Here is a 13136-nt window from a genome sequence, read left to right on the forward strand (position 1 = left end):
AGTCAAAACGAGGAAGCGGAGACGATGGCTAGGCCGAAGACAAAAGCGAAGGCGGATGATTCGACCGGATCTCTGTTCGAGGAGAACTACCTCGTCCGCACACTCGGGCGCATCGCTCAAGATCCCGAGGTCGCGCTCACTGAGCTCGTGGCCAACGCCTGGGATGCCGGCGCATCCCTCGTGGATTTGATCGTCCCTCCAACCAATGAGTTGGCGCTGACGGTTGAGGACGATGGGCACGGCATGAATGCCGGCCAGTTCAAAGCCCGTTGGATGAAGCTGGGCTACAACCGCCTCAAGCACCAAAGCGCCCTGGTCGAGTTCCCGCCAGAACGCCAAGGCTGGCGGCGCAAGGCCTATGGTCGCAATGGCGTCGGCCGCCACGGGCTTCTGTGCTTTGCCGACCAGTATTCGGTGGAGACCTGGCGCGAAGACAAGGGCGCGAGCTTCGACATCGGTACCCAGAGCGAAGAGAACCCTTTCAAGATCGAGAAGGAGGGCTCCTTCCTCCGCAAGGGTCACGGGACCAAGCTCTCGGTCATCGTTCAGCGGCACTTGCCGGACGCCGACGCCATCCGAGAAATTCTGGCGGGCCGCTTCGTCCACGATCCGCAGTTCGTCGTCCGCGTCAACGGAGTATCGGTCGCGTTGGCCGACCAGACGGGCCTCATCGAAAAGCAGGACTTGCAGATCCCCGGTTGCCCGCCGGCCGAGGCCTTCGTCGTCGACACGACGCGGACGGCCAAATACACGCTCTATCAAGGCATCGCCTTCTGGGTGAATGGGCGCCTGGTTGGCGTCCCGAGCTGGGTGGTCGGCTCGGAGGCTGTGATCGATGGCCGCGCGCGCTTCGCCAAGCGCTTTTCGATCGTCATCAAGGCGGACGATGGCTGGCTGCCTGAGGTCGAGCAGGACTGGGTTCGCTTCAAGAGCGGCAAGAAGGTAGACGCCCTCTTTGAGGCCGCCCGCGACTATGCCAAGAAGGTATTCGCCCAGCTCTCCGCGACGCTGGTTGAGGAAAGCTCCGAAGAGGCCCTGGTCAAGAATCGCGAGGACTTCAAGGAGCTCTCGCCCTTGGGGCGAGCCGAGGTCGCCAGCTTCGCCCGCGATCTGGTCAAGGCCACGCCTACCGTCTCGCAGGACGTGCTGTCGGCCGCGGTTCAGGCGCTGATCAACATCGAGAAGGCCCGCGGCGGCGCGGCGCTGCTCGAAAAGCTCATCAAGCTCGACGAGTCGGACATCGAGGGGCTCGACCGCCTGCTGAGCCAGTGGACCGTCCGCGACGCTCTGTCGGTGCTCGACGAGATCGACCATCGCCTGGCGGTCATCGTGGCCATCGAAAAGCTCGCAGGCGATGAGGCGGCCGACGAGCTGCACACCTTGCACCCACTTGTGACGCAGGCCCGGTGGCTCTTCGGCCCCGAGTTCGACAGCAGCGAATATTCGTCGAACGTCAGCCTGCGCACGGCCGGCGAGAAGATCTTCAAGAAGCGGCTGTCCACCTACGCCTTCATCAACGCAAAACAGCGGCCCGACATCATGGCGCTGGCCGATGCGACCTGCTCAATCGTCGGCACAGAAGGTTTCGACGCGGCCGACCCTACCTTGACCCGCATTCAAAACGTCCTGATCATCGAGTTGAAGAAGGGCCGCTCCGCGATCGGCCGCGAGGAGATGAACCAGGGCAACGGCTACGTGCAGGACTTCCTAGGCAGCGGCGCGCTCGATGGCACGCCGATGTTCCGCGCGTTCGTCGTGGGCCACGAGATCACCGCGAAGACAACGCGCGAGATCGAACTCAAAGAAGAGGGCGTTCTGCGAGGCAGGGTGCAGGCCGTCACCTATGGCCAGCTAACGCGCTCGGCCCACCAGCGTCTATTCCGCCTAAAAGAGCGGATCCCGGCCCGCTACGAGGACGTTTCGGGGGGCGGACTTGTCGGCCAAAGTGATGCAGGCCACATCGCAAGCAAATCTCGAGCTCCAGGTGCGGGCAAGGACTGAATAAAAGGTCTGCGAGGCTAAACGGATGGAAGCGGGCTGGGTGTTTCCCGTTTGACCCTTGTTTTTAAGGGAGGCTTCGCTTGCAGGCTGTCATGGCCGTCGAACTTCAAGGTGACGCCTCCACTTGGAGAGACCTCTGCAGACATTGATCAAGGCCAACTTCACCCCGCTGCTCGGCATCCGCTTCCTGGCCACCGAATACTCCATAGGCAACACCCGCGCGGGCCGCATCGACTCCCTGGGCCTGGACGAGAACAACTGCTCGGTGATACTGGAATACGAGCGTTCGTTCGGCGAGAACATCATCAGTCAGGGCCTGTTCTACCTGGACTTGCTGATGGACCAGCAGGCCTAGTTCAAGATGCTCGTGATGGACAAGCTGGACAAGCCAGCGGCCGATGCCATCGACTGGACGGCACCGCGGCTGGTGTGCATCGCAGCCGGCTTTACCAAGTACGACGGCCACGCGGTGCAGCAGATGAATCCCAATATTGCCGCACACCGCTGTGGGAAGCGTCTGGTGGTAAACCGGCAGCGCGAGGGAAGGAGGCGACCACCGTGGATGGTGTGTCGGTACGGGCCCTGCCGGCGGCACCTCCCTCCCACCGGCACCGACGGCTCGATCCGCGACGTGGTCGAGACCGGCGCCAAGACCGTGCTCTGACGCGCGGCCAGGTCGCGCAGGGCAAGGTGGCGCGCTTCCAAGTGACGCTAAAGATCGGCTTCCGGCTCGAAGGCTGATCGCGGGGCGCCGCCCCGGGCCGTGTTGCAATGCCCCGGGGGTCCGTTGGCATCTGACGGATCGTCGCGTCGGCCCGATGCGCCGACAGTCCGCCGATGGGGATCGGCATGCAGGGTCGACATCGTGTCGATTCGGGCCGAGGCCTTCACCAAAGGGCTCCAGGCCTACTGGACCGGCTGCTGTCGCGTGCGTAGAAGGGCGAGGTGAACCCGGCCTATCTGGCGACGCACCGCTTCTCGCTTGAGGGCCGGCGCGGAACCGGGCCCGGTCGCGCAGCGCCGCGCATGAAGTGGCAACCTTGGAGAGTGCGGTGTACCCTGCCCAGCACCCCCACTCCCGTAGGAGTCCCACCCACCATGACCCACCACGTCTACAAACTCGTCGAAGTCGTCGGCACCTCCCCCACCGGCACCGACGACGCGATCCGCAACGCGGTCGAGACCGCGGCCAAGACCATCCGCCACATCGACTGGTTCGAGGTGCTGGAAACCCGCGGCCACGTCGTCAATGGCCAGGTGGCGCACTTCCAGGTGACGCTGAAGATCGGGTTCCGGCTCGAGGACTGACGGGCCCGAGTCCGCTGCGGATCGGCGGTGGCGCCCGGTCGCTGCCGCGGGCGTCAGGTCGCCGCAGTCTCCCGCTCGAACACCACCGCCTGCGCCCCTTCCCACAGCACCTTGACGCCCAGCGCGCGCAGGTGCTCGCGGCCCTCGACGATGGTCAGGAAGTGGTTGCCGGCCAGCGGACCCATCTTGCTGGCGAAGGAGCAGGCGCCGTAGGCCAGGATGATCTCGGTCTCGCTGTAGCCGCCGGGGTAGAACAGCACGTCGCCGACCGACGGGTGGCGGGTGTGGTTCTCGAAGCCCACCGGCACGCCGTCGTTCTCCAGCCTGAAGTCGCCCAGCGGCACCCAGCAGCCCTCGCCGCTCCAGCGCACGTGGATGAGCTTCTGGCGGTAGGGCAGCAGTTTCAGGAAGGCGGCCACCGTGGCCGGGGCGTCGGGATGGGTCTCGGCGACGAAGCGGTGGCCGGCGGCGTGCAGGACGATCCGGGTCATGGGGGTCATGGGGGTCAGGAACCGGGCTGGCCGATCCACTTGGTGACGGTGGGGGGGCTGCCAGGCCTCGAGGGCGTCCAGCAGCGCCGGCGCCTGCGGCGCCACGACCAGCATGTCGCGGTGCTGCGGCTTGAGGAAACCTTCGTCGACGCAGCGGTCGAGCATGGCGCGCATGGGGTCGAAGAAGCCGCGCACGTTGAGCGCGCCGCAGGCCTTGGCCTGGTCGCCGAGCTGGGTCAGCGTCGCGGCCTCGAACAGTTCCTCCAGCGTGCCCAGGCCGCCCGGCAGCGCGACGAAGGCATCGGCCAGCTCGGCCATGCGGGCCTTGCGCAGGCGCATGTGGTCGACCACCTCGTGCCGGCTCAGACCCGGGTGCAGGTGGCCGCGTTCGTGAAGCCGACGGTTGATGACGCCGATCACGGTGCCGCCCTCGGCCAGCGCCGCGTCGGCGAGCAGGCCCATCAGGCCCATGTGCGTGCCGCCGTAGACCAGGCGCAGGCCGCGGCGTGCGACCTCGCGGCCGAGCGCCTGCGCCGCCTGCGCGTACTCGGGCGAGCCGCCGAAGTTGGAGCCGCAGAAGACGGCGACGCTCTGCAACGCCGTCATGCCAGCACGATCTCGTTCCTGCGCTGGGTCCAGCCGGTCAGCCGGCCTTCGGCCCAGGCGCACACCGCGTAGAGCAGCACGCCCAGCACGGCCAGGATGACCAGCCCGGCGAAGACCAGCGCGACGTCGAAGTTGCCGCTGGCGATCATCATGACGTTGCCGATGCCCTTGTTGGCCGCCACGGTCTCGCTCAGCACCGTGCCGACGAAGGCCAGCGTGATGGCGATCTTCAACGACGCGAAGAGGTAGGGCATGGCGCGCGGCAGGCCGACGTTCCACAGGATGTCGCGCTTGCTCGCGCCCAGCACCTTGAACACGTCCTCCAGCTCGGGCTCGGTGGTCGCCAGGCCGGTGGCGACGTTGACCACCACCGGGAAGACGCTGATGACCATCGACGTCAGGATGGCCGGCACGGTGCCGGCGCCGAACCACACCACGAAGATCGGCACCACCGCCACCTTCGGGATGCTGGAGAAGCCCACCAGCAGCGGATAGGCGACGTCGTAGGCCAGCCGGGACGAGCCGATCGCCATGCCGATCAGCACCCCGGCGGCGACGCCGAGCACGAAGCCGGCCAGCGTGGTGTAGAGCGTCTGCACCGTGTGCGGCCACAGCATCGGCCCCTTCTCCAGCAGCACCGCCACCACCTGGGTCGGCCGCGGCAGCACCAGGTCGGAGATGCCGGCGGCGCGGCAGGCCAGCTCCCACAGCAGGAAGAAGCCGACCAGCGCGGCGCTGGACAGCAGGCGCTGGCGCGCCTGGGGCGACAGGACGGCGGCCGCGCGGATCATGCGGCCTCCGTCGCGGCCGGTTCGGTGCGCGCTTCCGCGATGCGCATGCGCAGCCGCTGGACCAGGGCCGCGAACTCGGGCGCGTAGCTGGATTCCAGCGTGCGCGGCCGCGCGAACGGCACCGCGCGGTCCTCCAGGATGCGGCCCGGGCGGGCGCTCATCACGCAGATGCGGTTGGCCAGGTAGGCCGACTCCCGCAGGTCGTGGGTGATCAGCAGCACGGTGGGGCGCTGCGCCATCCACAGCGACTGCAGGATGGCCCACAGCTCCTCGCGGGTGAACTGGTCGAGCGCGCCGAAGGGCTCGTCGAGCAGCAGCAGTTGCGGCTCGTGGATCAGGGCGCGGCACAGCGACGCGCGCTGCAGCATGCCGCCGGACAGCTGCCACGGCCGCTTGTCGCCGAAGCCCTTCAGGCCCACCTGCGCGAGCAGCGCCTCGGCGCGGTCGGCGAACTCGCCGTGCTTGTGCTGCGCGTAGCGGCCGCGGAAGGGCTCGACGATCTTCAGCGGCACCATCACGTTCTCGCGGATGGTCAGCCACGGCAGCATCGTCGGGTTCTGGAAGGCGAGCCCGATGCGCGTCGCCTCCCGGCCGGCGGCGCCCTGCTCCCGCCCCGCCACGATCACGCCGCCCGAGCTCGCGTCGAGCAGCCCGGCCACCAGCTTGAGGATGGTGGACTTGCCGCAGCCGCTGGGGCCGACCAGCGCGACGAAGTCGCCCTGCTCGATGCGCAGGCTGGTGCGGTCCAGCGCCACCGTGCCGCCGCCGTAGCGCACGCTCACGTCCGACAGCTCGATCAGGGGTCGTGTCATCGGGTGTCCTTCATTCCATGCGCAGGAGGGCGGCCACCGGCCCGCCGCCGGGCGGGCCCTGGTGCTCGGCGCCGCCGGAGACGTACAGCCGCGTGCGGCCGACGACGGACGCCAGCACCGCCGCCACCGCCGCGCGGGCATGGCGGGTGGCGTGGATGTCCGAGTCGTTGAGCATGGTGTGGCGCGCGCCGCGCACCTGCCCGTCCGGGCTGGCCTCGGCCTTGGCCAGCAGGTTGACCAGGCGCTGCGAGATGGCGGCCGCGTCGCGCTCCGGGTCGAGGCCGAACGCCTCGCGGAAGAGCATGCGCACGCTCTGCGCATCGACGGCGTCGCGCATCACCGTGTGGGCGATGCGCAGCGCCGAGGCGCTGCCGACGGCCTCGCCCAGCACGATGACCAGGTTGCGCTCCAGCTCGATGCCGGCGGACACCGACGCACAGGCCGACCAGGGCGCCTCGGCGGCCAGCACCGAACGGTCGTCGACGTCGCCCGGCGCCACCTCGCCCAGCGCCAGCGCGACCCCGAGGGCCGACGCGCCGCGCGAATGGCCCATCGACGCGTAGGGGTCGGGGGTGACGACCGACTGGCCGCGCGAGGCCGCCTCGGCCACCTTGGCGTCGGTCAGCAGCGGGCACTTGACCTGCACGAAATGGACGTCGTCGGTGCCGGCGATGCCGGCCTCCCGGATGGCGGCCTGCACCGCCGCCGCCGTGGCCTCGATCTGCGCGCGCCGGCCGATCTCCTCCGGCCGGAAGTCGCGGGTCTGCGCCACGCCGATCACCAGCCGCTTCTCCCCGTGCGCCGGCGCCTGGGCGACGAAGCGCCGGGTGAGCACGGTGAAGTGCGGCGACAGCACCCCCTCCGTGCCGCCGGACATCACCAGCGCCACCCGCTGCTCGACGTCCTCGGGCCGGCAGCCCAGGCGCGGCGCCAGGAAGTGGCACCAGGCCATGGCCGCGAACTCGCGGGTGTGGTCGTTGACGCAGCCGTTGCCCTCGGTCTTGCCCATCACCGCGACGATGTCGCGAGGGTCGATCTCGCCCGCCTCGACCAGCGCCTGCACGCCGGACAGGTCCCCCGGCCCGCGGCAGGGCACGCACCACGCACCGGCCTGCTGCGCGCTCATTCGGCGACGTCCGACAGGGGCGTGGCGGTGCGCGGCACGCCGGGCGGGGTCTGCAGCACCGCGCCGATGAAGTGCTCGGTGTGGCGCGGCTGCGGCGTCGGCATGCGCTGCACGCCCTTGACCGACCGGCCCCAGCCGGCCGCCTCGGTGACCAGCTGGCCGTCGCGCATGACGAAGCGCCCGCGCACCAGGGTGTGCAGCGGGTAGCCCTGCACCGCGCGCCCGTTCCAGGGCGAGATCTTGCTGATGGACTGCAGCCGGTTCTGCGACAGCACGCCGCGGCGCTGCAGGTCGACGATCGCGATGTCGGCGTGCGCGCCGGGCGCGATCACGCCCTTGGTGCCGTACAGGCCCCAGGCCTTGGCGGGCGCCACCGCGCTCCAGCGCACGTAGTCCATCAGGCTGGCGCGTCCACGGTTGACCTCGGTGAGCATGAGCGGCATCTGCGTCTCGACGCCGGGGAAGCCGCAGTCGCAGGCCCAGATGTCGGCGCGGGTCTTCTCTTCCGGCGCATGGGGTGCGTGGTCGGTGGCGATCATGTCGATCGTGCCGTCCATCAGCGCGTCCCACAGCGGCTGGTTGTGGCGCGCCTCGCGGATCGGCGGGTTCAGCCGCATCACGCCGCCGAGCCGGAGCATGTGGTCGGTGTTGAGCAGCAGGTACTGCGGGCAGGTCTCCACCGTCACGTCGACGCCGCGCCGCTTGGCGTCGCGCAGCAGGTACAGCGAATCGGCCGCGCTGTGGTGGGCGATGTGCAGCCGCGCGCCGGTCCATTCGGCGAGGATGATCACGCGGGCGATGGCCTCGATCTCTGCGACGGCCGGCCGCGCGGCCAGGTGCGCCAGCGCATCCTTGCGGCCGGCGGCCTTCAGGTGGCGCTCGCGGCGCTGCAGGATGGAGGAGTTCTCGGCGTGCACCACCGTGCGGATGCCCAGCGGCGCCAGCGTCTCGAAGCCTTCGAGCAGGGCGCCGTCGCTGGGCGCGGGCAGGTTGCCGAAGGTGTTGCCGACGAAGGCCTTGAAGCTGGTCACACCGCCTTCGAGCAGTTCCTCCAGCCGGTCCACCGTGTCGTCGCCGAACAGGCCGTGGATGCCGAAGTCCACGTACGACGACTGCGCCGCCTTCTGCTTCAGGCGCAGCGCCTCCAGCGTGCCGGTCGGCGGGTTGGTGTTGGGCATCTCGAAGATCGTCGTCACCCCGCCGCAGGCCGCGGCGGCCGAGCCGGTCTTCCAGGTCTCCTTGTGCGGGTAACCCGGGTCGCGGAAGTGGACGTGGCTGTCGATGGCCCCGGGCAGCAGGTACAGGCCGTCGGCGCGCAACTCCTGCGCGGCCGGCGGCATCAGGTCGTCGTGGCCGACGGCCACGATCTGCTCGCCGGCGATGGCCACCGCGGCGGGCACGATGCGGTCGGGCGACACCACCTGGGCGCCGCGGATGACGAGGTCGACGGAATTCATCTGCCGGCCCTCACAGCGATGCCCAGCCGCCGTCGACCGCGAGGTCGGCGCCGGTGATCTGCCGCGCCCGGTCGCTGGCCAGGAACAGGCAGGCGTCGGCCACGTCCTCGTCCCGCGAGACGCGGCGCAGCGCGTAGTCGGCCGCATGCCGCTGCATCGCCTCCTCCAGCGTGATGCCGAGCTTGCGCGCCATGTCGGCGCACACCTTCTCGCGGAAGCGCGGGCCGTCCACCATGCCGGGGGCGACGCAGTTGACGTTGACGTTGTGGGGACCGGCCTCCAGGGCGAAGCTCTTGGTGATGCCGCGCAGGCCCCACTTCGACGCCGAATAGGCCATGCGCCCGGCGCGCCCGCGCAGGCCGAAGGTGCCGCCGACGTTGACCACCTTGCCGGCGCGCTGCTCGATCATGGCCGGCAGCACGGCGCGCATGGTGTTGAAGCAGCCCTTCATGTTGAGCTCGACGATCTCGTCGAACTCCTCCGGCGTCGTCTCCCAGCCGGTCTTGCCGATGGGGCCCGAGCCGCCGGCCACGTTGACCAGCACGTCGATGCGGCCGAAGGCCTCGCGCGTGGCCTGGGCCAGCGCGGCCGTCTGCCGGCTGTCGGTGAGGTCGCAGCGCACCACGATGGCGTCGACGCCCAGGGCGCGCGCTTCGGCGGCGACCGGCTCGATGGCGGCGACGTCGCGCCCGGCCAGCGCCAGCTTCGCGCCCTCGGCGGCGAAGGCCAGCGTCACCGCCCGGCCCATGCCCTTGGCGGGGCCGGTGATGATCACCACCTTGTCTTTCAGTCTCAGGTCCATGGCAACGGCTTTCGCACGGAAGGAGGGGAAGGCTCAGAACAGCTTGGACGGCCGTTCGTCGCGCGGGGGCAGGAAGCTGCGGTCGAAGACCTCCGCGGGCAGCGGCGTGCGGGGCAGCTCGTTGGCCTCGACGACGATGCCGATCGCGCGCTTGAGCCGCTCGTCGTCGACGTCGCCCAGCCCGAGGCGCGCCACCTCGGCATGGCTCATGTCGTTGCGCAGCGTGGCCTGCAGCTTGTCGCGCTCGAGCTCGCGCTTGAGCAGCGGTTCGCGCCGGAGCACCGCGTCGATGCCCGCCGCGGGGTCGGCCAGCACGTCCTTGATGGCGCGGTTGAGCGCCCTGACGAAGCCGCGCACCGCCTGCGGGTTGTCCTTGACGAAGCTGCGCGAGAAGAAGACGGCGTTGGCGTACAGGTCCATGCCGTGGTCGCCGTAGCGGATGAAGCGAAGGTCCTTCGCCGCATCGAGCCCGACGCCACGGGCGCCGAAGGTGATCGTCGTCACGTAGCCGAAGGCGCCGTCGACCTGGCCGCGCAACAGCATCTGCTCGCGCAGGTTCGGCGCCATGTTGGTGATGTTCACCTTCGAGGCGTCGACCTTCGCGAGGCGGGCGAAGGCGGGGAAGAGCTTGAGCGCCGCGTCGTTGGCGGGGCCGCCGAGGGTCTTGCCTTCGAGGTCCTTCGGCGTGCGGATCGGGCTGTCCTGCTTGACCACCACGGTGAAGGGCGGCGTGTTGTAGACCATGTACACCGCCACCGGCGCATCGGCCGGCCGCTTCGCCGCCAGGTCGATGACGGCGTTGAGGTCGCCGAAGCCGGCCTGGTAGGCGCCCGAGGCCACCTTCGGGATCGAGGCCGACGAGCCCTCGCCCTGGTCGATCTCCACCTCCAGGCCCTCGGCCTTGAAGTAGCCCTTGTCCTGCGCCAGGAAGTACCAGGCCTGCGGGCCTTCGTACTTCCAGTTCAGCACCATCTTGATGCGGGTCTGCGCGCCGGCGGCGGCGCCCAGCAGGGCCAGCGACAGGCCGAGCGCCGCGGCACGCAGCGTCTTGGATGCGAAGTTCATGGGGGGGTCTCCCTCTCGACGGTGGATGGGGTGGCGGTGCGTCGGCGCCCGCCTGCGGGACGGCCCGGCCGACCGGCCAGCGACGCCAGCAGGCTCGCTGAGGTCGCGGTGAAGCCGTGCAACTGCTCCACGATGAAGTGGATGGCCTTGCTCACGTAGGCCGGCGAGACGGTGCTGCAGGCATCGGTCAGCAGCACGCAGTCGTAGCCGAGGAAGCTGGCGTCCTGCAGCGTCGAGAACACGCAGCGGTCGGTGTTGACGCCGGCGAACAGCAGGGTGGTGACGCTCTGCTGCCGCAGCAGGCTGTCGAGCTCGTTGTCCCAGAAGCCGCTGAGCCGGTGCTTGTGCACGGTGATGTCGCCGGGCGCGGGCGTGAGCTCCTCGACCACCTGGGCGCCCCAGTCGCCCGCCACCAGGGCCCGGCCGTGGTCGCGCGGCGAGCGCTCGGCATAGCCCACGCCCTCGGCGCTGCGCTTGCCCTTGAACTGGACCGTCGGGCTGAGGTTGAGCCGGTCGGCCCGCACGCCCCAGTTCAGCCACACCACCTGCCCACCGGCCCGGCGCCAGGCCGGCAGCAGCGCCGAGAGGACGGGGATCGGCCGGCGCGTGCGCCGCAGGTCGGCGCCCTTCTGGCCGAACCAGCCGTCGCGGTGGCAGAAGTCGTTCTGCATGTCGACGACGAGGAGCGCGCTGCGCCGCAGGTCGATCTCCACCGGCTGCGGGCTGGCGGCGAGCGGCACCGGCTTCGGCGCCGGACCGCGACGCACCAGGCTGACCGTCGCGCCGTCCAGGACCCAGCAGTGGTGGGCGGACGGCCCGAAGGCCACCCCATGCGACCCGGCGTGTCCGTTTTTGGGGCGCGGCGGCGACGGGGCTCGGCTCATGCCCGCCATCACGCAGGGTCCGTGCCGGAAACCGTTGCTCTGCACTACCGAATCGCGTAACGTGCGTTGCCGAAAGGGCAACGGTCAACACGACCGCCGGGTTGCCGCGAGATGAACCACCTGCGCCTGCTTCGCTACGTCGACGAGGTCGCCCGCTGCGGCTCCATCCGCCAGGCGGCGGAGCGGCTGCACGTGGCGGCCTCGGCCGTGAACCGGCGCATCCAGGACATCGAGGACGAGCTCGGCACGCCGCTGTTCGAGCGCCTGCCGCGCGGCATGCGCCCGACGCCCGCGGGCGAGCTGTTCATCCGCTACATCCGCGACCGGGCGTCGCAGCTCGACGAGGTGCGCTCGCAGATCGAGGAGCTGCAGGGCCTGCGGCGCGGGCGCGTCCGCATGGTGGGCAGCCAGGCGCTGGCGCCGTCGTTCCTCGGCGAGGCGGTGGCCCGCTTCCGCGCCGACCATCCGCTGGTGGACTTCCAGGTCGACATCGGCGACCACCTGCAGGCGCTGCACCGGCTGCGCCACTTCGAGGCCGACCTGGCGCTGGTGTTCAACCTCGCGCCCGAGGCCGATGTCGAGGTGCTGGGCCAGGCCGAGCAGCGCCTGCTGTGCCTGATGCACCGCAGCCACCCGCTGGCCAAGCGGCCGGGCGGGTTGCGGCTGCGCGAGTGCGCGGAGCACCCGGTCGTGCTGCCCAACCCCGAGATCGGCGGGCGGCAGCTGCTCGACCGCTTCCTGCTGCGCGCCCCGGTGAAGCTGCGGCCGGTGATCGAGAGCAACAGCTTCGAGTTCCTGCGCAGCTGCCTGCGCCACCAGCAGGCGCTGACGTTCCAGATCGCGATCGGTGCCGTCACCGAGGGAGGGGAGCTGGTGGCCAAGGAAGTCGAGGACCGCGGCTTTCCGCGGGGCCAGCTGGTGCTGGCCTGCCTGCACGGGCGGCAGCTGCCGGTGGTGGCACAGGCCTTCGCCCAGCACCTGCTGGCGCGGATGCACGAGGCGCCGGCCTGAGCCGACGCCGCCCGCTCAGACGATCACGCCGCCGTCGACGACGATCTCCTGGCCGGTGATGTTGCGGCCGCCCTCGCCGACGAGGAAGCGCACCGTGGCCACCACGTCGGCCGTCTCGTTGGTGCGGTTGAGCGCCATGCCGAGCGACGCGGTGTAGCGCTCGCGCACCACCTCCTCGCTGACGCCCTGTTCGAGCGCCTGCGCCGCCCAGCGGTCGCGCATGCGCTCGACCGCGATGGCACCGGGCGCCACCACGTTGGCGGTCACGCCGTGGGCGCCCACCTCCAGCGCGGCGCTGCGGGTCAGCCCGCGCAGCGCCCACTTGGACGACGCGTAGCCGGCGCGGCCGGCGCGGCCGCGCATGCCGTGCGTGCCGCCGATGTTGACCACCCGGCCACTGCCCTGGCGGCACATCACCGGCAGCAGCCGGGACATGGTGAGGAAGGGTCCGCGCAGGTTGGTCGCCATCACGGCATCGAAGTCGGCCGCCGACAGCTCGCCCACCTTGGGGCCCAGCGGGCCGGTGACGCCGGCGGCGTTGACCAGCACGTCGGCCCGGCCGCCGCTCCAGGCCAGGAAGACCTCGACGGCCGCCTCGATCGACTGCTCGTCGCTGACGTCGGCGGTCAGCACGCAGGCCCGCCGGCCGAGCGCACGGATGCGGCGCGCGGTCTCTTCCAGCGCGTCGGTGCGCCGGCCCAGCACGCCGATGTCGCAGCCGTCCTCGGCCAGGGCGATCGCGATGTCGCGGCCGGTGCCGCTGCTGGCGCCGGTGACCAGGG

The 13136-nt window shown here is 70.3% G+C and carries 15 protein-coding genes and 1 pseudogene; 6 read left to right on the plus strand and 10 right to left on the minus strand.

Features of this window, described 5'->3' with window-relative positions; all coding sequences use genetic code 11:
• Positions 1-24: 24 nt before the first annotated feature.
• The 5 genes from LRS07_RS02005 to LRS07_RS02020 all read left to right on the plus strand — a co-directional run bounded on the left by LRS07_RS02005 (position 25) and on the right by LRS07_RS02020 (position 3309).
• Positions 25-2001, plus strand: a complete 1977-nt coding sequence (locus tag LRS07_RS02005; protein ID WP_260500362.1) for an ATP-binding protein — start codon at positions 25-27, stop codon at positions 1999-2001.
• Between the two features lie 145 nt (positions 2002-2146).
• On the plus strand, positions 2147-2356 hold the full coding sequence (locus LRS07_RS02010; RefSeq protein WP_260500363.1) for a PDDEXK family nuclease: 210 nt from the start codon (positions 2147-2149) through the stop codon (positions 2354-2356).
• Between the two features lie 15 nt (positions 2357-2371).
• Positions 2372-2665 carry a hypothetical protein gene (locus tag LRS07_RS02015; RefSeq protein WP_260500364.1) on the plus strand — a complete coding sequence of 98 codons (294 nt, stop codon included), beginning with the start codon at positions 2372-2374 and terminating at the stop codon, positions 2663-2665.
• Positions 2662-2742 (plus strand): dodecin domain-containing protein, encoded by an 81-nt coding sequence (locus LRS07_RS22150; protein WP_409450623.1) that lies wholly within the window; start codon positions 2662-2664, stop codon positions 2740-2742. The genes LRS07_RS02015 and LRS07_RS22150 overlap by 4 nt, the downstream gene beginning before the upstream one ends.
• A 357-nt stretch (positions 2743-3099) precedes the next feature.
• Positions 3100-3309: a dodecin gene (locus tag LRS07_RS02020; RefSeq protein WP_260500365.1), complete on the plus strand. Its 210-nt coding sequence runs from the start codon at positions 3100-3102 to the stop codon at positions 3307-3309.
• Between the two features lie 53 nt (positions 3310-3362).
• Here LRS07_RS02020 and LRS07_RS02025 read toward each other — a convergent pair whose 3' ends face one another.
• From LRS07_RS02025 to LRS07_RS02065, 9 genes and pseudogenes are all read right to left on the minus strand, one after another.
• Entirely contained in the window at positions 3363-3800 is a 438-nt protein-coding gene (locus LRS07_RS02025) for a DUF3830 family protein (protein WP_260502012.1), read from the minus strand.
• Between the two features lie 126 nt (positions 3801-3926).
• Positions 3927-4406 (minus strand): annotated as a pseudogene (locus LRS07_RS02030) (LOG family protein); the annotation flags it as partial.
• Positions 4403-5197: an ABC transporter permease gene (locus LRS07_RS02035; RefSeq protein WP_260500366.1), complete on the minus strand. Its 795-nt coding sequence runs from the start codon at positions 5195-5197 to the stop codon at positions 4403-4405. The gene LRS07_RS02035 and the pseudogene LRS07_RS02030, both read right to left, overlap by 4 nt.
• A complete protein-coding gene (locus LRS07_RS02040) occupies positions 5194-6009 on the minus strand; it encodes an ABC transporter ATP-binding protein (protein WP_260500367.1) in 816 nt (271 codons plus the stop codon). Before LRS07_RS02040 ends, LRS07_RS02035 begins: the two co-directional genes overlap by 4 nt.
• 10 nt (positions 6010-6019) lie before the next feature.
• The gene (atzD, locus tag LRS07_RS02045; protein WP_260500368.1) at positions 6020-7135 is read right to left on the minus strand and encodes a cyanuric acid amidohydrolase; all 1116 of its coding nucleotides are present in this window, start codon (positions 7133-7135) and stop codon (positions 6020-6022) included.
• Positions 7132-8592, minus strand: coding sequence for an allantoinase AllB (allB, locus tag LRS07_RS02050; RefSeq protein WP_260500369.1), 1461 nt, complete (start codon positions 8590-8592; stop codon positions 7132-7134). The genes atzD and allB overlap by 4 nt, the downstream gene beginning before the upstream one ends.
• A 10-nt stretch (positions 8593-8602) precedes the next feature.
• A complete protein-coding gene (locus tag LRS07_RS02055) occupies positions 8603-9394 on the minus strand; it encodes an SDR family NAD(P)-dependent oxidoreductase (RefSeq protein WP_260500370.1) in 792 nt (263 codons plus the stop codon).
• 33 nt (positions 9395-9427) lie between these two features.
• Entirely contained in the window at positions 9428-10459 is a 1032-nt protein-coding gene (locus LRS07_RS02060; RefSeq protein WP_260500371.1) for an ABC transporter substrate-binding protein, read from the minus strand.
• Positions 10456-11199 carry a cysteine hydrolase family protein gene (locus LRS07_RS02065; protein ID WP_260500372.1) on the minus strand — a complete coding sequence of 248 codons (744 nt, stop codon included), beginning with the start codon at positions 11197-11199 and terminating at the stop codon, positions 10456-10458. Before LRS07_RS02065 ends, LRS07_RS02060 begins: the two co-directional genes overlap by 4 nt.
• 255 nt (positions 11200-11454) lie before the next feature.
• On the opposite strand from LRS07_RS02065, the gene LRS07_RS02070 reads away from it, so the two are divergent.
• A complete protein-coding gene (locus LRS07_RS02070; protein ID WP_260500373.1) occupies positions 11455-12354 on the plus strand; it encodes a LysR family transcriptional regulator in 900 nt (299 codons plus the stop codon).
• Between the two features lie 15 nt (positions 12355-12369).
• On the opposite strand, the gene LRS07_RS02075 is transcribed toward LRS07_RS02070, so the two are convergent.
• Entirely contained in the window at positions 12370-13134 is a 765-nt protein-coding gene (locus LRS07_RS02075) for an SDR family NAD(P)-dependent oxidoreductase (RefSeq protein ID WP_260502013.1), read from the minus strand.
• Positions 13135-13136 lie beyond the last annotated feature (2 nt).

Source organism: Aquabacterium sp. J223 (genome assembly GCF_024666615.1).
Classification (GTDB): domain Bacteria; phylum Pseudomonadota; class Gammaproteobacteria; order Burkholderiales; family Burkholderiaceae_C; genus J223.